The organism is Cobetia sp. SIMBA_158, from assembly GCF_046566945.1.
Lineage (GTDB): Bacteria > Pseudomonadota > Gammaproteobacteria > Pseudomonadales > Halomonadaceae > Cobetia > Cobetia amphilecti.
In genome coordinates, this window is sequence record NZ_JAWJYL010000002.1 from 214,576 (window position 1) to 233,878 (window position 19,303).

Below are 19,303 nucleotides of genomic sequence, written 5' to 3' on the forward strand. Positions count from 1 at the left end.
TGCATGCGGCGCAGGCGCCTTCAGCCTCAGCGTTCCGCTGGGCCACCCGGCGGCTTGGCACCCTCGGGCAGACAGGCAAGACCTTCGCCACCATCGGCCGGCGCGTCATCTGATGCACCCGGGCCAGGGCCGCCCTCGGGCGGTGCGATGCACTGACCGGGGATCAGATCCTGCTGCCCTTGCACCTGAATCTGACACTGGTCTCCCACCTGCTTGGCGATACATGCCTCCAACGCTTCCTGAGGCGGCTTGCCGCGCGGCGGTTGCTGCGCCGCACTCACGGCACTGACTGCCAGCAGGGCACCGGTGATGGCAAACATTGCGCCACTGCGGGCGATGGCCTGACTCACGCCAGAGAGACCAGAAAGCTTCATCATGCTCGTTCCTTGTGTATTCATGCGGATGAACGCAGGGTGCCGCCAGAGTGTGCAGGTAATATGTCAGAAAGCCGCAACCAAGCCGACAACCCGAGGCATCCCCTGCACTTACAAGGGCTCCCCCATGCACACAAGAGAAGCCTTCGGCCTCACGCCTCGTCGTGAGGCTTTTGCCCTTCAGGCCCGCTCTCTGGCGGCCCACCTGCCGGGCGTTCATCTGCCTTGCAGACCGCATCCGGCGAGTCGAGCGCACAACCGATCTCGCCCTTGAAGCAGCCCAGAATCTCGTTCTTCTCGGCGCTGTTACCGTGATAGTGATAGCCGATCCCTACGGCGACGTGACCGCTGCAGGCATCCAGCTCGGCCTTTTCAGCGTCATCACCTGTCAGCTTGGCCAGAATCGGGTAACCGTCCATCGCGAAGCCGATCATCGGGGCATCCGCTTCCGCTTTCTCCTGCTTGGGGCTACAGCCATTGGCACCGTGGTAGTGATAGCCCACGTGCAGATTCACATGCCCCCCGCAATCGTCGAACGGGGCCAGAGTATGGGCAGCGAGAATCGCATCCTGCGGCGCTGCGGCATCGAATCTGACGCCATTGAAGGCGATACCCCGTGGGCCTGGCGTGCCTGGCGTGCGCCCTGTTGCCTCATCCTGACGGGCGACAGGCACCAAGGGCAGCACATAGGTGGTCTCGACGACCTCTTCCATGTATTCCGTGCGGCATTCCACGCAGTAGTTGTTGTACTCCTCGGCCACATCCGGCCGCGCCGCCTGATCGCACGCGGCCCTGGTATCGGTGACGTGAACCTTGCCGGTGTCCTCATCGAACAACTGCCACTCGGGGTCATCATAGAAGGTGGCCAGATTCTCGATGAAGGCGCCATCGACGTCGTATTGGGTGCCGTCGCGCACCCAGATACCGCCCTCATCAGCAGTGTCCGAGATATTGCCCGGGCACCAGGGGCCCATCTCATCGGCGGCCAGCGAGTTCTTGAGCGTGATGCTGAAACACTGGGTCTCGGTGCCGCCGGAAAGCGTGCAATCCACCACCTCGGGGCCTGCCACGACGCTATCGGCATCGAACATCGTCTTGATAGTTGCCAGGCGCTCGCTCATGTCGGTGCCGTGAGCCACGGCGGTCGTGGAGGCCATCAAGGCGATGGCGCTCCCCAATAGCAGCTTGCTTGTCAGATGCTTCATTCCCCATCCCCTTGTCATTGCGAAAGTCGCTCTCATGCCTCTGCAGGCCACACGCAGCTATCACTCACCTGCGGCAAACGCCGACTGAAACCTCGTACTTCCTCCAGCACAAGACGCACCCTGCCCGACAGCATGGCATCTCAAGGCGTGGATACCCGCTTTCTGGCAGCCTTTCCCATCAGATCACGTTTTGACACGCGGGTATGACAGCCGCATGAGGACCGCCGGCAAAAGCCAGTGGTGAGAGCCGAACGCAGGCAAGGTGGCGCACGAACTTGCAGCAATTGTTGAAAGCAGCGCCCTTGTGTTGAAAGAAGCGCCCTTGGCCAGGTCTCAGCGCGTCTGGCGCGGGGAATGCCCGAAGTGGTTGCGGTAGGCACGCGAGAAGCTGGAGCTGGAGGTAAAACCGCTCGACAGCCCGACCGAGAGAATATCGAGGTCGGTTTCCTTGAGCAGATGCCGCGCCCGCTCCAGGCGCAGCCGCAGGTACCAGGCCCGCGGCGAGGTCGACAGCTCCTGCTCGAACAGGCGCTGCAACTGGCGCAGCGAGACGCGACAGCGCTTCGCCAGCTCCTCCAGCGACAAGGGGGTATCCAGGTTCTGCTCCATCAGGGCGACCGCATCCACCAGCTGGCGCTTGTGGGTGCCCAGGCGGCGCGCCAACGTCATGCGCTGCTGGTCCGTCCGCGTGCGCATACGGTCGTGTACCAGCTGCTCCGAGACATCCACCGCCAGCGCCGTGCCGTGCCGGCGGGCAATCACATCCAGCGCCATGTCCATCGCGGCTGCCCCACCGGCACAGGAAAAGCGCCGCGCGCCCAGCTCGAACAGCTCATCCGAGGTACTGATGGTCGGGAATCGCTCACGAAACGCCGGCAGGCTTTCCCAGTGCAGCGTGACACGCTCACCGTCCAGCAGTCCTGCCGCCGCCAGCAGGAAACAGCCGGTATCCAGGCCACCCAGCACACAGCCTCCGCCATCGAGACGATGCAGCCAACCGGTCAAGGCGCGATTGAGGTGCGCCTCGGGCTCGAAACCGCTGCATACCGCCAGCGAAGGCAGGGAGCGAATATCGAGAATGCTGTGGTCGGCGACCAGCGTCATGCCACTGGAAGACGTGACCGGCTGGCCATCCTCACTGATGAGCAACCAGCGAAACAGCGGCTTGCCACTGATGCGATTGGCGATTCGCAGAGGCTCCACGGCCGCGAAGAACGCCATCATCGAGAAGCGTGGCAGCAAGAGAAACCCGATGGTTTCCGGTAGCGGGCCGATGTAATCGAGTCGCATCGTGCAGTGGCTCCAGAGAGTAAGAAGGTAAATCCGCCCTGCCCGCCGGCTGAGCGCAAGCAGCGTCAATGACGTCGTGAGGGCAAGCGCCTGAGGTGCAGGCTCCGCTCACGACCCTGCACCGCCGAATGTTATCCCAAAAGCGCCCAGCAGACGGCCAACATTGTCGCTTTCAGGCAATCAAGAGTCGCATAACGTCAAGAATATCATTGCATGTTTTCTGCCTCTCGGACAGCCACGACGCCCCAGCGCGATAGCCCTTGCCAATGAGTCTGCGTGACCGAATGGGCTCGCTGGCAAACGCGCTCTTGCGACACAGCCAATTTACCAGAAGCTGTAGCCATCAAAATCAATTCCATACATAATATATTGTAATGCTTTGAGGGAGTTAGCGTCTTCTTGCGCCTCTCGACAAGCATTCACGTCTTCATCTCGTTGCCTTATCGACAACAATTTTTCGCGACAGATGAACGGTCATTCCGCCGTGACCGCGACAGGGAACGCTGGCCCTACGACCAGCTCGAACAGGAGATATTGCGTGACCCCACCTCAGCCTGATCCCGCCTCACCTGACATTGCCAGTACCAAAAACGCCACCGCTAAAGACACCACCTCCAACAACGCCACTTCTGATGGCAGCGCCGCGGCAGCCGTCGGCTCTCAGCGCTACCATTCGCCGGACCTGAGCCTGCGCGTCGAGACCTCCGGCCCGCTCAAGGGCATGCACAAGGGCATGACCCTGACCTCCGCCGGCCTGCTGCTGCTTTTCGTTCTCGCCACCGGTCTGGCTCCCGAGCTGTCCTCCAGCCTGTTTGGCGCCGCGCGCGCCTGGATCGAATCCACTTTCGGCACCTATTACCTGGTGACCATCGTCGGCCTGATCGGCCTGTGCATTGCCCTCGTCTTCTCCCCTTGGGGCAAGCTGCGCCTGGGCGCGCCGGATAGCCGCCCTGAATTCTCGCGCTTCACCTGGATCTCGATGCTGCTCTCGGCAGGCGTCGGGATCGGCATCCTGTTCTTCGGCGTCGCCGAACCGATGTTCTACTTCGACAACTCCGGCGGCTTCGGGTATCCCAACAATCCGCACGCTGACCTCGCCGGCCATATGGCGATGGATCACGCCCGCGCCGTCGACGCTCTCAAGCTGGCCTTCTTCCACTGGGGTCTGCACGGCTGGGCGGTCTATGTCATCGTCGGCATGACGCTGGCCTACTTCGCCTATCGCCGCAATCTGCCGCTGGCACTGCGCTCCGCGCTCTATCCCCTGATCGGTGACCGCATCTACGGCCCCATCGGCCATGCCGTCGACATCATGGGGGTACTGGGCTGCGTGTTCGGTATCGCTACCTCACTGGGGCTGGGTGTCAGTCAGATCGCCGTCGGCCTCAACCGCCTGACCGGTATCGACTCGGGTATCGGCACCCAAGTCGTGCTGATCGCGATCATCAGCGTCATTTCCATCGCCTCGGCGGTCTCCGGCGTCAAGCGCGGCATCCGCATCATTTCCGAGCTGAATGTCGGCGTGTCCGTCATCGTGGTCGGCAGCTTCTTGATCGGTGGCCCGACCCTATGGCTGATCAGCATGTTCGGCGAGACGGTCGTCTCCTACGTACGTGACGTCATCCCCATGGGGCTGTGGGTCGCGAGCACGCCGGTCGAGCGCGACTGGCAGGATGCCTGGACCATCTTCTACTGGGCATGGTGGCTGGCATGGGCGCCGTTCATCGGTCTGTTCATCGCGCGTATCTCCAAGGGCCGCACCCTGCGTGAGTTCATCCTCGGCGTGCTGATTGCCCCGCCGCTGATCATCTTCATCTGGCAGACCCTGTTCGGCGGCACCGCGCTGCATCAGGAGCTGAACGCGGCCATGGGCCCGGGCACTGGCCAGTTGATGGGCATGATTCGCGACTGGAATCTGCCAGAGGCGCTGTTCGCTACCGCCGATGCGCTGGTGAGCAATGACATTCTTAGTACCGTGCTTACATCGCTGCTGATCTTCCTGCTGATCAGCTGGTTCGTGACCAGCTCGGACTCCAGCACCCTGGTCATCACCACCATCCTGTCGATGGGCGATGAAGACCCGCTGCCGCGTCACCGCATCTTCTGGGGTGTCTGCATCGGCTCCGTCGCGGCGGTGCTGCTGATGGCAGGCGGGCTCAAGGCGCTGCAGACGGTCCTGATGGCTGCTGCCCTGCCGGTCAGCTTCGTGATCCTCGCCATGACACTTGGCCTGCTGGTCGCGCTGGTCGATGAATCGCGCAGCATGATCAAGTCGCGTCGTCAGCCGAAGACCGGCCCGCAAGCCACGCCGCGAGCAGTCAGCCAGACCAACGCGGGCTAGGCCCTCTGCCAGTGGTTTCGGAATGTAAGGTTTCATAATGCAAGCGTAGAGAAGACAACACGGCTCTCTCGGCAATTGCACCGAGATCACAGGCTCACTGGCCCGCATTTATTAGAATGTGTGTGACCACAGCATAAGAATCGCGTGACCATAGCGTCACAATCGTGTCACCCACGCGTCATCAATGCCCGCTCAGGCCAACACCTGAGCGGGCATTGTCATTTCTGGCGTCTTTTGCATGCTCTTCACGTCGTGTTGTGGCAAGCAGGCGTCGCTTACCTCCAACGTCCACGCACCGCGCCTGACTAGTCTGGAAAGGCGCAACCCTCAGCCTGACAACCGGTTGCGTTGCTGACAGGACACTGACAGCAAAAGTGCCTAGCCAGGTACGCATGACACTCTTGGCGCTCTCGAGATTGGCCATCCCCGGCATTGGCCTGAACGAGAATCCCACCCCCACTTTAGCCACCGGCCTTGCCCGTATCGATTCCGCTCTCAAGGCCTCAAGGCACTCAGGCTGCAGCAGGAGCGACGCTCAAACAGCAATTAGAACGACAGCTCACACAACAACTCACACAACAACTACAACAATTCAGGAGTCTTCTCATGGCAGCGACAGACCATGATCCGCTCGGTGATTCCGCACCACACCCTTCGCAGAACAATGCCCTCACGGCACATATCCAGGTGGAAACTAGCGGCCCGCTCAAGGGCATGCACAAGGGCATGACCCTGACATCGGCCGGCCTGTTGCTGGCGTTCGTCGTCGGGGCCGGCCTCTCTCCCGATGGGGCGGCCGCCATCTTCGGTGCCGCGCGCAGCTGGATCGAACATACCTTCGGCACCTACTACCTGGTGCTGGTGGTCGCGATGATCGCCCTGTCGCTGGTACTGGTGTGCTCGCCGTGGGGCAGCCTGCGCCTCGGTCCCAAGGACAGCGCCCCGGAGTTCTCACGCTTCACCTGGATCTCGATGTTGCTCTCGGCAGGTGTCGGCATCGGCGTGCTGTTCTTCGGTGTCGCCGAGCCGATGTTCTATTTCGACAATTCCGGTGGCTTCGGCTACCCGAACAACCCGCATGCGGATCTGGCCGGCGCGACCGCCATGGATCACGCCCGCGCCGTCGAGGCGCTCAAGGTGGCCTTCTTCCACTGGGGGCTGCATGGTTGGGCGATCTACGGCATGGTCGGCATGACGCTGGCCTACTTCGCCTATCGCAAGAAACTGCCGCTGGCGCTGCGTTCCGCGCTCTATCCGCTGATCGGTGATCGCATCTACGGTCCGATCGGCCATGCCGTCGACATCATGGGCGTGCTGGGCTGCGTGTTCGGTATCGCCACCTCGCTGGGCCTGGGCGTCAGCCAGATCGCGGTGGGCCTCAATCGCCTCACCGGTCTGGATGCCGGCATCGGCACCCAGCTGGCGCTGATCGTCGCGATCAGTGCGATCTCCATCGCCTCGGCGGTTTCCGGCATCAAGCGCGGGATTCGCTTCATCTCCGAGCTGAACATCGGCGTGTCGGTCCTCGTGGTCGGCAGCTTCCTGATCGGCGGCCCGACGCTATGGCTGATCTCGCTGTTCGGCGAAACGCTGCTGGCCTATCTGCGCGATGTGGTGCCGATGGGGCTGTGGGTCGCCGAGACTGCGGGGGAAAACAGCTGGCAGGTCGGCTGGACCATCTTCTACTGGGCCTGGTGGCTGGCGTGGGCCCCGTTCATCGGGCTGTTCATCGCCCGCATCTCCAAGGGCCGCACCCTGCGGGAATTCATTCTGGGCGTGCTGATCGCCCCGCCGCTGATCATCTTCATCTGGCAGGCGCTGTTCGGTGGTACTGGCCTGTATCAGGAGCTGACGGCCAGCATGGGTGCCGGCAGCGGCGAGCTGATGACGCTGGTGCGCAACTGGAACCTGCCCGAAGCGCTGTTCGCCACCGCCGATGCCCTGGCGGGCAACAGCGTGCTGAGCGTCATCCTGTCGTCTCTGCTGATCTTCCTGTTGATCAGCTGGTTCGTGACCAGCTCGGATTCCAGCACCCTGGTGGTCACGACCATCCTGTCGCTGGGCGATGAAGAACCGCTGGCACGCCACCGCATCTTCTGGGGCATCTGCATCGGGCTGGTGGCCGGTACGCTGCTGATGGCGGGCGGGCTCAAGGCACTGCAGACCATCCTGATGGCCGCCGCCCTGCCGATGAGCTTCGTGATCGTGGCGATGACGCTGGGCCTTCTGGTGGCGCTATGTCAGGAGTCCGGCATCGCCCTCATGAAGCTCGGCAAGCCAAAGCCGGACAGAAGCCAGGCCTGAGCTCGAGGCTGAGAGTAAGCCTGAACCTGTGCCAGTCCCCATATAAAGCCTCACTGGCATGACATGTTCTGCCAGACCGGTCCTGCCCACCCCCACTCGCCGAGCCATCCCGTCACAGGGGCGGCTCGGCGAGTGGGGGTGGGCAACACATCAAGCTCATGCCTGCCGATATCGCGCTGGAGTGGGCCGTCATGTCGCAACAAGCCAATTAGTTGTCGTGCATATCCAAAACTGCTTACCCAGTACGGATAGTCTTATGAGGTCCTTGCCATTCACAGGAGCTCAGCATCGGCCTCTTCAACGCGTCACCTCATCCCCGTATCACGTTGCCTGCCACGACAATAACAACATCAGGACTCGCACAATGACCCACCACTCGCCCTCTGCACAGCCTGCTTCTGAACAGTCCGTCTCTGGACAGTCCAATCATGAACAACAGAACGCGCACTCCGCTGACGACATCTGCGGACTGGGAAACTCGACCTGTGGCAAGGAGCAATACCTGACCTCGATCGCGACCGTCTGCGTGATCGCGCTACTGATCGGTGCCGCCGCCCTGTTTCCCGAAGGATTTCTGGCCAGTCTCGACCTGATCAAGGGCTCGGTGATCGGCAACTTCGGCTTCCTGTTCACCTGGCCGGCCTTTGCCGTCTCGCTGCTGCTGGTCGCGGTCTGCTTTACCCCGCTGGGCAAGCTGCGCTTCGGCGAAGGCGACCCTGAATTCCATACCCTGAGCTGGATGGGCATGCTGTTCGCTACCGGCATGGGCATCGGCCTGCTCACCTGGGGCGTGCTGGAACCCAAATATCACACCGATGCCGGCCTGAGCACCGACATGGCGCTGCTCAACGCCTTCAATCACTGGGGCCTGCTCGCCTGGGCCGGTTATCTGGCCATCGGCGCGCTCTTCGCCCACGCCATGTACAACATGAAGATGGCCAAGCCTGCCGAAGAACTGCTGGGCAACGGCCTGTGGAGCAAGCTGAACCTGATCAGCCTCGTCGTCTCCACCGTCATCGGCCTGTCACTGTCCTTCACCTACGCGACCACCCCGATCCAGCAGGGGCTGGTCAAGCTGGTCGGCATCGAATTCAGCCCGACCCTGATCATCTGCGTGCTGGCCGTGTGCGCCATCATCTCCTCCGCCTCGGGCCTCAAGCGCGGCATCAAGTGGCTGAGCAACTACAACACCCTGTTCGCGATCATCCTGATGCTCGGCGTGCTGGTGCTGACCGTGCCCGGCGACATCCTCTCCACCTTCGTGCGCCTGGTGCCGGAATACCTGCTCAAGTACCCCGCGATGGCCACCGATATCGGCCTAGGCGACCCAGAGCGCAAGACATGGCTGGCAGACTGGCTGTATGCCTTCGAGGCGGCCTGGTATGGCTGGTTCATCTTCACCGGTGTCTTCATCGCCCGCATTTCCAAAGGCCGCACCCTGCGCGGCATGGTGCTGGGCGTGATGCTGGTGCCGACCCTGTTCTCGTGCCTGTGGTTCGTGGTCTTCGGGCTCGGCAGCCTGAGCCTGGGCGTCAATGACGTGTTCAAGCTGATCGACACCATCGACAGCAGCGGCCTGCTGTCCCTGATCCTGACGCTCAACATCCTGCTGTTCTTCATCACCAGCGCCGACTCCGCGGGCCTGGTGTGCGAGATGCTGACCGTCAAACGCTCACGCGCCTTCTGGATCATCTCCATGGCGGCCCTGGCTGTCGTGGTCAGCTGGCTGGGCGGCGATGTCTACAAGACCCTGCTGAGCCTGATCTCGGTCGCCGCCATCCCGGTCGCCTTCGGTATCTTCGCGCTGGTAATCGCCTTCGTGATCCGCGTACGCCGTGATCGCGCCTCCCGCGCCGTCCCGGCACTGGCGCCACTCACCCAGCGCTGAACGCCATGGAGTGAGAGGCGTCGCAGCGCGTACTGACGCAATACAATCTATCCAACACAACGGCCCTGCCCTCAAACGAGGTGCAGGGCCGTTGTGTATTACGCAGTAGTGAAGAATGGTTGTGCACTACCCGCCTCCGCCTCCTTCTTAACTCTCCCCCTCACGTTGCAAGCTCCGGAAGGGCTTCCAGCAAGCCAGCTATCCCAGCTGCGAACGAAATGAAATCGCCGCCAGGCAGCTGAGCAAAGTCACTCAGCAAGCGAGTCCAGTGCTGGTGCTCCCAAGGAATAATTTACGCCCCCAGGGAACCGCTACTACTGCGCTCACGGTATTAGCTCAGAAGTTTCATCCAATCATACTCAAATTATAATATATGCTAGTATTGTTCCATTTTGTCATGCGCAGACAGGCCTGCTGCCTGGTCCAGTGACATCGTTAGTCAACTATCAACCATCGCTAACCATTACCAACAATTTTCAGAATCATATGGTTAACCCCACTTCAAGCTAGCTCGCAGAAGCCGGCGGTCGACAAGACGCATATCCAGCCACCAAGAAGATGGCTGCCAACCGTGGTAAGCGGGCCCGGTCAACTACTTATGGTAGAGCAGATGACAATGACTCAATTCGAGAAATTTTCACAAGACGTCGATCCTTTTGTCCTCGAGTCGCTCGAGAATATGCGCAGAAAGCTGCTAGACATTACCAGCAGGAATCGACTGCTTAACTTTCCAATTGATCAAAAAGGTAGCTCACTTCGTGTCGTGAATGAGCTGCCAGATCAATTGTATCAAAACTTGATTGATGAAAAGGGTATGCAGTTCGCTGCTGTACCCGACCCACAATATAAACAGCTGCTCGAACACGGATACCTGACGACTGAGGAAGACGGCAGCGAGAAGCGATTGAAGCCGGATCCGACTGCACGCGAGTGGGCAAAGGTATTGGGCATTGATAATAGCTACGATCTACCCCGCCCCGATGAGCATCACACCAAGCCTGAACATTGTGATAATGACATCCAGATCCTGTTATTTCCTCAGGAAATGGAATCCAGGCTACGTGGAATCCGAAACAAGTCCCAAACTGCAATTGAAGAAACCGGTACAGGTATTCTGTATCTTGCGCTGGGCTTCCTGGAATGGTTTGAATCACCGAATTCCGACAAGAGTCGACTCGCCCCGTTGTTTACCATTCCAGTGATGCTGGAAAGAGGAAAGCTGAATGCCAACGCTGGGGTGTACCGGTACCAGATAAAATATACCGGCGAAGATATCATTCCCAACTTGTCATTGCAGGTAAAGCTAGCCAATGACTTTGGCATTGATTTACCAGATCTTGAAGAAAACATGCCACCCGAGAAATATCTTTCGTGGGTAGAAGACATTATCTCAAAGACTCAACCTCGGTGGTCAGTCAAGCGTTATGCTTCCTTGGCTTTGCTCAACTTTGGCAAGATGCTGATGTACCTGGATCTCGATCCGGCACGCTGGCCTCTGGACGGTCGCAATATCACTCAACATCCAGTGGTAACCCGGTTCTTTACCAGCGTAGAGACAAGTGCCAACGAGGGTGGAGTTGGCACTGAGCTGGAGCATGAAATAGATGAGCTTGGTGACATTCATCAGCGTTTCCCACTTATTGATGATGCTGACAGCTCACAACATAGTGCTTTGATCGATGCTGTGGACGGTCATAACCTGGTGATTGAAGGCCCACCGGGCACCGGTAAATCGCAGACCATTACCAATCTGATTGCTGCCGCCATGCTAAGCGGCAAGAAAGTATTATTTGTTGCCGAAAAACTGGCAGCACTGGAAGTCGTCAAACGCCGACTCGACAAAGCCGGCTTGGGCGATTTTTGTCTGGAGCTTCACAGCCACAAGTCGCAGAAGCGGAAAGTCCTTGAGGAGATAAATTCTCGCATCGTGGGTCAGTCAAAGCTACAGAGCCCCCAAAAAATTGATGCCGAAGTAGCTCGCTATGAAGAACTGAAAAATCAACTCAATGATTATGCCAAAGAAATAAACGGGATCTGGGGTGCCACAAACAAGAGTATCCATGATATTTTCAGCGGGGCTTCACGCTACCGCCGCCAGCTGACCATTGATCCTACACGCTTACATGTGACTGGCCTTTCTGGGGAAAGCCTCGATGAGATCAAACTACTCAGACTACGCGATCAGATAAAAGCATTCACGGGGATTTATGCTGAAGTTCGCCAACAGGTCGGTGAAAATTCAGCTATATATGATCACCCTTGGAGTGGCGTCACCAATACCGACATTCAGATCTTTGATAGCGAGAGAATAGTCCTGTTATTGAGTAGCTGGCAGAAAACACTTGGTCAGCTTATCGACACCACTGAGCATTTGGTATCACGCTGGCAGCTTGACTCGAATACACTACAAATGCTTCCAGAACTTGACTGTCTTGATCAAGATTTTTCAAAATTGCCGGATCTGAAAGGCCAAGAGTACTTCCCAGCCTTGAGACGACTGAATCAAGAAACCATAGATGATGTTGAGCGCAATATAAATGACTTCATCACTCTCCAAAGCCTGTATGAAGAGTTAGATCCAGAACTGGTTCGGGATAAACTGACTTTGCTTATGGACGGGGAGATACCACCGGTATTCACTGACCCTGTAACTGCTTTCGGAGCATCAACGCAGTTATTGCTATCGGATATAGTGAAGTCCGTAATTCATCTGACCAAAGCCTCAAACGAACTAGATGAATATCTTGTCAAGCAACAAGAGTTGAAGACTGCGCTGCCGGAGCCACTTGCAGCTCTCCTGACCAACAGCAAGGAAGGACTGTCAGCTTTCATCGAACTGGTAGAGCTTACCAACGAACTTCCAGGCGAGCTTGTCAAACTTCGGTCAAGTCGTTTCGACGATGATGAAATGGATGCGATTCTTGCCAATTTGAAGCAGCAACTGCATGAGCTCCACCCACTACGAGCTACATTGCGCAACACTTATCATCTAGACGCACTGCTTCCACATGAAGATTTGCAAAACATACAACATCATCTTGCCAATGCAGGCATGTTCAAGTGGTTCAATAGTGACTGGCGTACTGCTCGAAAAAATCTCAAGAGCATGGCGAAGAGCCCTGACACCAAAATAGCGGAAATGGTCGAAAAGCTGGATACCTTGATCAAATATTCTGAACAGGTCGGGCATCTGGAAAGAAGCAATTTCAGCAAGCTTCTAGGAGAACTCTATGCCAGCCTGGATACAGATATTGAATCACTGCTGATGCTCAGAAGTTGGTATCGCCAAGTTCGAGAGGTTTATGGCATTGGCTTTGGCCCAAGAGTCATAGCAGGGACTGCTTTGCTCGACCTTGACGCTCAATTGATCAAGGGCATCCAGCAACTTCATAAACAAGATATCGTCACTTCCATTCGTGACACCATGGCCGGGCTCGAGCAGACGTTGGGACTCTACCCAAAACTGCAACAATCATTCAGTGACAGGGAACAGCTGACAGGGGCCACCGGGCAAATCCAACAGGTCATCATGTCTCTGTCGACAGTGCTGGAAACGACTCTGGCCTGGGTGTTGAAACAGGATATTTCTTTACTAGAGCTGCAGCAAAGAGTGTCACAGCTAGAGCAATTATCCTCGCTGCAACAGCGCCTCAGCCATGACCCGCTGGTCTCCTCTCTATTTGGAGACGTAGCCCGATTGTACTGGGGGGTGGGCAAGGACAATCAAGCTGCTCTCACCACGATTCAAAGCACGTTGTCCTTTGCCAGAAAACTGCAACATCTTTCGGTAAGCTCGCTGGCTCAGGCCATTAAAGAGATGAAATCAACCGAAGATTTCCAGCAGTTACGGCATGATGCACTTGAATATCAACAACAATGGCAGCAGCAGAAATCGGCCTATCATACTTATGCAGAGGCTACTCAACTTGACAACAAGCTCTGGGTGGCGTCAACCGACCCTACCCTCACTGGCATTACGAAACGTAATGACAGAGCTATCTCAAACCCTCGCTGGCTGAATGGCTGGGTCAACTTTATTCGCTCAGAGCATGAGATGTTCGCCAATGGCCTGGAGAGAATCTGGAAGGAAGTCATGGCAGGCAACATCCTCATCGATCAGGTCGATGAAGGGCTGTCACTGGCAATCCATGATCAGTTGTCCAGAGAGATCATTGCGGCCAAACCGCATCTGGCAAGAATCTCCGGTCTCAGCAAAAATCAGGACCAGAAAACGTTCCGTCATTACGACAAGGAGCTTCAAAAGCTCCAGCGCAAGCGTATCGCCAGCATCATCGCCCAGAGAAAGATTCCCGAAGGAGTATCTGGTGGACGAAAGTCGGAGTATACCGAGCTTGCATTGATCAAGCATGAGCTGGGCAAGAAGGCGCGGCATATTCCTATCCGTCAGTTGATCAACCGTGCCGGTAGAGCTCTGCAAGAGCTCAAACCTTGCTTCATGATGGGGCCCATGTCTGCGGCGCACTATCTGCAGCCGGGTGAAATACAATTTGATCTGGTGGTGATGGATGAAGCCTCTCAGGTGAAACCTGAAGACGCCCTGGGGGTCATTACTCGAGGCAGTCAGTTGGTGGTCGTGGGAGACCCCAAACAGTTACCGCCTACCAGTTTCTTCGACCGCTCCGATGTCTCAGGTGAAGAAGAAGATGTGGCGGCAATGGTACAAACTGACAGTATTCTGGATGCTGCTCTACCCTTGTTCCCCATGCGGCGCTTGCGCTGGCATTACCGCTCGCAGCATGAGCACCTGATTGCTTACTCCAACCGCCACTTTTACGACAGTGACCTGGTGGTATTCCCTTCCCCACATGCGCAGTCGGAAGACTTCGGCGTCAAGTTTACGCTTGTAAAGCAGGGGCGGTTCGTCAACCAGCACAACATCGAAGAAGCCCGAGTCGTGGCAGAAGCCGTGGCCCGACATGCGGTGCACAATGCACATGAATCACTGGGCATCGTCGCCATGAACTCCAAGCAGCGCGAGCAGATTGAGCGAGCGGTGGATGAGCTCTGCAAGACAAGCTCAGAGATCAGCAACGCCATAGATGCTCTTCGCAATCAGGAGGATGGGCTATTCATCAAAAACCTGGAAAATGTTCAGGGTGATGAGCGGGATGTCATCTTCATCTCCTTCACCTATGGTCCGGGAGAAGTTGGAGGACGAGTCTATCAACGCTTTGGCCCTATCAACTCCGATGTTGGCTGGCGTCGACTGAATGTCTTGTTCACTCGCTCGAAAAAGCGCATGCATGTGTTCAGCTCCATGAAGTCTGAAGACATTCTGGTAAGTGAAACCACCAAAAGCGGTGTACGTGCCTTGCGTGGCTTCCTGCACTTTGCTGAAAAGGGGAACATGGAAGGCATCAGCTATTCCACCGGCAAGGCACCTGACAGTGATTTCGAAATTGCAGTCATGGAGTCTCTGCAAGCCGCCGGCTTCCATTGCGAGCCTCAAGTCGGCGTAGCGGGGTTCTTTGTAGATATCGCGGTCAGAGACCCAGGTAACCCAGGGCGCTATCTCATGGGCATCGAATGCGACGGTGCGACCTACCACTCAGCAAAGTCAGCCAGAGACCGAGACCGCCTGCGCCAGGAAGTGCTGGAACGCCTGGGGTGGCGCATTCGACGCATCTGGTCAACCGACTGGTTCAGTAACCCGGATGGCGAGCTGGACCCTATCATTCGTGAGCTGAATCAACTGAAAACGGCAACTGAACAACAGCCTTTTATCGAAGAAGCAGTTGCAGTTGAAGTGAATGAGCAACTCGAAGCAGTTGCTCAGAGTCCAGGGCCCCAAGCAGTTGATTCAGGAGATCAGCCCTTGAGCCTGCGTCTCAAGGGCTTCGCCGAACAGGTGATTGAAGAGGCTTTCCCAGACACACCAGCCGAGCGCCGGCTGCTGAGACCAGCAATGATAGAAGCGCTGGCCGAGCACCAGCCCTGCTCACGTTCAGAGTTTGTCGAGATGATCCCCAAATATCTGCGTGATGCTACCGAGCCCAAGGAAGCACATCGTTTTCTCGATAGTATTCTGGAGATACTGGAAGGCAAGGAAGAAAGAACGAAGGTACTGCAATAAACCCACACGACAGGCCTGTCACTGACAGGCCTGCAATGGTATTGCTGATGCTTCACCCTTCTCGGACAACCCGGATAATTTATCTTCACAGGCGTGTTAGCCCAATCAAATTATCCAATAAATCAACGTTATAACGCCAAGCCTCGCAGGGAGCCCATGGAACACGACTCCAACTTCTATTCTGGCGCTTGACGTGAGGACAGCATCACTTCCAACGCTCGCCATGCGTGATAGCAAGCCAAGACATCGGTGTTCATGTCTCTAGACCCCACGGCCCTGCCCTCGCAAGAGGTGCAGGGCCGTGTCACGTCTGCTGCAGACCTTTTCCCTCCCCCGACGCTCGCCCCTTGTCGGCATACGCTCTGGCAGACCACTATGCTGTCAGTAACAGGTTGACCGTCTCTGCGAACAAGACGGCTCAAGCAGACCGAGCCCAGCGGTGACACCCGACAGTGTGACGGACCACAGGAGCGACGCATGCCAGCCAGTTTCCACGACCACCTCAGCCGTCAGATCAATGAGCTGCATGAAGAAGGCCTCTACAAGCAGGAGCGCGAGATCACCTCGCCCCAGCGTGCCAGCCTGCGGGTCGCGGGCGGTGATGAACACGAGGGGCAAGGGTCGGAGGTGATCAACTTCTGCGCCAACAACTATCTGGGCCTGGCCGATAGCCCCGAGCTGATCGCGGCCGCGCAACAGGCGCTGGAGCGTGACGGCTTCGGCATGGCCTCGGTGCGTTTCATCTGCGGCACTCACCATCAGCACCGCGTGCTGGAAAAGCGCCTCGCGGCCTTTCTCGGCATGGACGATGCCATCCTCTATTCCTCGTGTTTCGATGCCAATGGCGGCCTGTTCGAGACACTCTTCGGCCCTGAGGACGCCATCATTTCCGATGCGCTCAATCACGCCTCCATCATCGATGGCGTGCGCCTGTGCAAGGCCAGCCGCTATCGCTATGCCAACAATGACATGCGCGAACTCGAGGCCCGCCTCCAGCAAGCGGACGCCGCCGGTGCACGCTTCAAGCTGATCGCCACCGACGGTGTCTTCTCGATGGATGGCGTGATCGCCAACCTCAAGGGCATCTGTGAGCTCGCCAGACGCTACGACGCGCTGGTGATGGTGGATGACTCCCACGCCACCGGCTTCGTGGGGGCCAACGGGCGTGGCAGCCACGAATACCATGACGTGATGGACCAGATCGACATCATCACCACGACCTTCGGCAAGGCACTGGGCGGGGCCTCGGGCGGCGTGACGGCCGCGCGCGGGCCCATCGTCGAGTGGCTGCGCCAGCGCTCGCGCCCTTATCTGTTCTCCAACTCGCTGGCGCCGCCCATCGTGGCGGCGACTCTCAAGGCGCTGGACAAGGTCGAGGACAGCGCCGAGGCGCGCCGTAAGCTGTGGGAGAACGTCGAACGCTTCCGTCGTGGCATGCAGGAGGCCGGCTTCACCCTCGCGGGCGCCGGTCACGCCATCATTCCGGTGATGATCGGCGATGCACGACTGGCGGGCGACTTCGCCAATCGCCTGCTGGCGGCCGGCATCTACGTGATCGGCTTTTCCTATCCGGTGGTGCCCAAGGGACAGGCGCGCATTCGCACCCAGATCTCGGCGGCGCATACTCCGGAGCAGATCGAGACAGCCATTGCCGCCTTTACGCGTATCGGGGGCGAGATGGGCGTGATCGAGTCCACGACGGGAGGTGATGCATGAAGGCGCTGGCCAAGCTCAAGGCCGAACCCGGTATCTGGATGACCGAAACGGCCGTGCCGGAAATCGGCCACAACGACGTGCTGATCAAGATCCGCAAGACCGCGATCTGCGGCACGGACATGCACATCTATCAGTGGGATGAGTGGTCGCAGGCGACCGTGCCGGTGCCGATGGTCACCGGTCATGAGTATGCGGGGGAGATCGTCGCACTGGGCAGCGAGGTGCGTGGCTACGAGATCGGCGACCGTGTCTCAGGCGAAGGGCACATCACCTGCGGCCATTGCCGCAACTGCCGCGCGGGGCGTCGCCATGTGTGTCGCAATACCGAGGGCGTGGGCGTCAACCGCCCCGGCGCCTTCGCCGAATATCTTGCCCTGCCCGCCTACAACCTCTTCAAGCTGCCGGATGAGATCAGCGATGACCTGGCGGCCATCTTCGACCCCTTCGGCAATGCCGTGCATACGGCACTGGCGTTCGATGTGGTCGGCGAGGACGTGTTGATCACCGGTGCCGGGCCCATCGGCATCATGGCGGCGGCGGTCATCCGCCATATCGGGGCTCGCCATGTGGTGATCACCGACGTGAATGACTATCGACTGGCACTGGCCGAGCGGATGGGCGCGACCCGCACCGTCAATGTCAGCCGCGAATCCCTGAAGGAGGTGATGGCGGAGCTCGACATGCATGAAGGTTTCGATGTGGTGCTGGAAATGTCCGGCGTGCCCTCCGCCGTCGAGCAGATGCTCGATGTCATCAATCATGGCGGCAAGATCGCCATGCTGGGCATTCCGCCCGGCGAGATGGCCATCGACTGGACCAAGGTCATCTTCAAGGGGCTGACCATCAAGGGCATCTATGGCCGCGAGATGTTCGAGACCTGGTACAAGATGGCCAGCCTGATCCAGTCAGGGCTGGATCTCTCGCCCATCATCACCCATCGCCTGGGCGTCGCAGACTTCCAACAGGGCTTCGAGATCATGGGCTCCGGTCAGTCGGGCAAGGTGGTGCTCGACTGGGGCTGAGGGCGTTTGCTCGGTTCAGTCTCCACGCAAGTCAGTCGCCGGCGCGCGCGGCAACAGCCCGAAGGCCTCACCAATGCCGGGGGCGGCAAGGCGCTCGAGGAACCATTTGAGCGCCTTGCCCTGACGGCCACTGCGCCACGCGAGCGAGAGATCGATCGGCGCGCGCGCCGTCTCCAGCTGCAGCAGTGCCAGACTGCCCTCCTCCAGCTGGCGATGGATTCGATGCCGCGGCAGATAGCCAACTCCCAGCCCCTTGCACTGGACCTCGATCTTCTGCGCCGTGGTCTTGACGATGATCTGGCTGCGGCCATCCAGCAAGCCGGAAGAATGGCCGGGCAGGCTGCGCGAACTGTCCGCCACGATCACGGTGGGATACTCCTGCAGCGCCTCGATGGCAATCGGCTGCGCCAGCCGGGTCAGCGGATGATCTTCCGCCACGGCGAAGACCGGTTCTATTGCGCCTAACCGCCGGCACGCAAGACCCGACACCGGTGGCTCGCCGGGCGCGCCGATCACCAGATCACAGCGATTGTCATGCAGCGCATCCCAGGCACCCGCCATCACCTCCTCGCTCAACACCACCCGCGTGCGCGGCTGGATGGCCTGGAACTCCTCCAACAGCGGATAGAGCGCCTCCGGATCAAGAATGGTATCGACGCAGATACGCAGCTCGACCTCCCAGCCCGCTCCCGCCTGACGCGCCAGCGCCGCCATCTCCTCGGTGGCCAACAGAATGCGCCGCCCATGCGCCAGCACCAGGTGGCCCGCATCGGTCAGCTCGGCCTTGCGACGCGAGCGGTCGAACAGCGGCACGCCCAGCTCTTCCTCCAGCTTCTGGACCGAATAGGAAATCGCCGAGGGTACGCGGTGCAGCGTCTCGGCGGCCGCGGCGAAACTGCCCCGCCGCTCGATGGCATCTAGCACGCGCAGGGCGTCGAGTGTGATGGGAGAGACCATGATTCAAAAATTCTGATCATTGAGACCAGAATCCTCCGTTATTTTTTTGATAAGCCCCATTCTATAGTAGCTCCATCGATCAAACACACTGATCTGAAAGACCTCATATCCC

At 58.6% G+C, this 19,303-nt stretch carries 10 protein-coding genes; 6 read left to right on the forward strand and 4 right to left on the reverse strand.

Going from position 1 to position 19,303, the window contains the following annotated elements; all coding sequences use genetic code 11:
- Positions 1 to 26: 26 nt before the first annotated feature.
- The 3 genes from R2R70_RS04955 to R2R70_RS04965 form a co-directional block, all read right to left on the reverse strand.
- Positions 27 to 377 (reverse strand): hypothetical protein, encoded by a 351-nt coding sequence (locus R2R70_RS04955; protein ID WP_410977429.1) that lies wholly within the window; start codon positions 375 to 377, stop codon positions 27 to 29.
- 149 nt (positions 378 to 526) lie between these two features.
- Positions 527 to 1,579, reverse strand: coding sequence for a YHYH protein (locus R2R70_RS04960; RefSeq protein WP_410977430.1), 1,053 nt, complete (start codon positions 1,577 to 1,579; stop codon positions 527 to 529).
- 333 nt (positions 1,580 to 1,912) lie between these two features.
- On the reverse strand, positions 1,913 to 2,869 hold the full coding sequence (locus R2R70_RS04965) for a GlxA family transcriptional regulator (RefSeq protein ID WP_054557162.1): 957 nt from the start codon (positions 2,867 to 2,869) through the stop codon (positions 1,913 to 1,915).
- 538 nt (positions 2,870 to 3,407) lie between these two features.
- Here R2R70_RS04965 and R2R70_RS04970 point away from each other — a divergent pair.
- From R2R70_RS04970 to tdh, 6 genes are all read left to right on the forward strand, one after another.
- Positions 3,408 to 5,210, forward strand: coding sequence for a BCCT family transporter (locus R2R70_RS04970; RefSeq protein ID WP_410977431.1), 1,803 nt, complete (start codon positions 3,408 to 3,410; stop codon positions 5,208 to 5,210).
- Between the two features lie 606 nt (positions 5,211 to 5,816).
- Positions 5,817 to 7,514 carry a BCCT family transporter gene (locus R2R70_RS04975; protein WP_410977432.1) on the forward strand — a complete coding sequence of 566 codons (1,698 nt, stop codon included), beginning with the start codon at positions 5,817 to 5,819 and terminating at the stop codon, positions 7,512 to 7,514.
- Positions 7,515 to 7,878: 364 nt separating this feature from the next.
- Complete coding sequence (locus tag R2R70_RS04980; RefSeq protein ID WP_410977433.1) at positions 7,879 to 9,402, forward strand: BCCT family transporter; 1,524 nt, start codon at positions 7,879 to 7,881, stop codon at positions 9,400 to 9,402.
- 616 nt (positions 9,403 to 10,018) lie between these two features.
- Positions 10,019 to 15,496: a DUF4011 domain-containing anti-phage protein Hhe gene (hhe, locus tag R2R70_RS04985; RefSeq protein WP_410977434.1), complete on the forward strand. Its 5,478-nt coding sequence runs from the start codon at positions 10,019 to 10,021 to the stop codon at positions 15,494 to 15,496.
- A gap of 477 nt (positions 15,497 to 15,973) precedes the next feature.
- On the forward strand, positions 15,974 to 17,212 hold the full coding sequence (locus R2R70_RS04990) for a glycine C-acetyltransferase (protein ID WP_410977435.1): 1,239 nt from the start codon (positions 15,974 to 15,976) through the stop codon (positions 17,210 to 17,212).
- Positions 17,209 to 18,234: an L-threonine 3-dehydrogenase gene (gene tdh, locus R2R70_RS04995; protein ID WP_107334550.1), complete on the forward strand. Its 1,026-nt coding sequence runs from the start codon at positions 17,209 to 17,211 to the stop codon at positions 18,232 to 18,234. The genes R2R70_RS04990 and tdh overlap by 4 nt, the downstream gene beginning before the upstream one ends.
- Positions 18,235 to 18,249: 15 nt before the next feature.
- Here tdh and R2R70_RS05000 read toward each other — a convergent pair whose 3' ends face one another.
- Positions 18,250 to 19,191: a LysR substrate-binding domain-containing protein gene (locus tag R2R70_RS05000; protein WP_410977436.1), complete on the reverse strand. Its 942-nt coding sequence runs from the start codon at positions 19,189 to 19,191 to the stop codon at positions 18,250 to 18,252.
- Positions 19,192 to 19,303 lie beyond the last annotated feature (112 nt).

Excerpts from the sequence above, each read along its gene's own strand:
- R2R70_RS04955 (WP_410977429.1), bottom strand. The coding sequence starts at position 377 with ATGATGAAGCTTTCTGGTCTCTCTGGCGTGAGTCAGGCCATCGCCCGC.
- R2R70_RS04960 (WP_410977430.1), bottom strand. The coding sequence starts at position 1,579 with ATGAAGCATCTGACAAGCAAGCTGCTATTGGGGAGCGCCATCGCCTTG.
- R2R70_RS04965 (WP_054557162.1), bottom strand. The coding sequence starts at position 2,869 with ATGCGACTCGATTACATCGGCCCGCTACCGGAAACCATCGGGTTTCTC.
- R2R70_RS04975 (WP_410977432.1), top strand. The coding sequence starts at position 5,817 with ATGGCAGCGACAGACCATGATCCGCTCGGTGATTCCGCACCACACCCT.
- R2R70_RS04980 (WP_410977433.1), top strand. The coding sequence starts at position 7,879 with ATGACCCACCACTCGCCCTCTGCACAGCCTGCTTCTGAACAGTCCGTC.
- hhe (WP_410977434.1), top strand. The coding sequence starts at position 10,019 with ATGACTCAATTCGAGAAATTTTCACAAGACGTCGATCCTTTTGTCCTC.
- R2R70_RS04990 (WP_410977435.1), top strand. The coding sequence starts at position 15,974 with ATGCCAGCCAGTTTCCACGACCACCTCAGCCGTCAGATCAATGAGCTG.
- tdh (WP_107334550.1), top strand. The coding sequence starts at position 17,209 with ATGAAGGCGCTGGCCAAGCTCAAGGCCGAACCCGGTATCTGGATGACC.
- R2R70_RS05000 (WP_410977436.1), bottom strand. The coding sequence starts at position 19,191 with ATGGTCTCTCCCATCACACTCGACGCCCTGCGCGTGCTAGATGCCATC.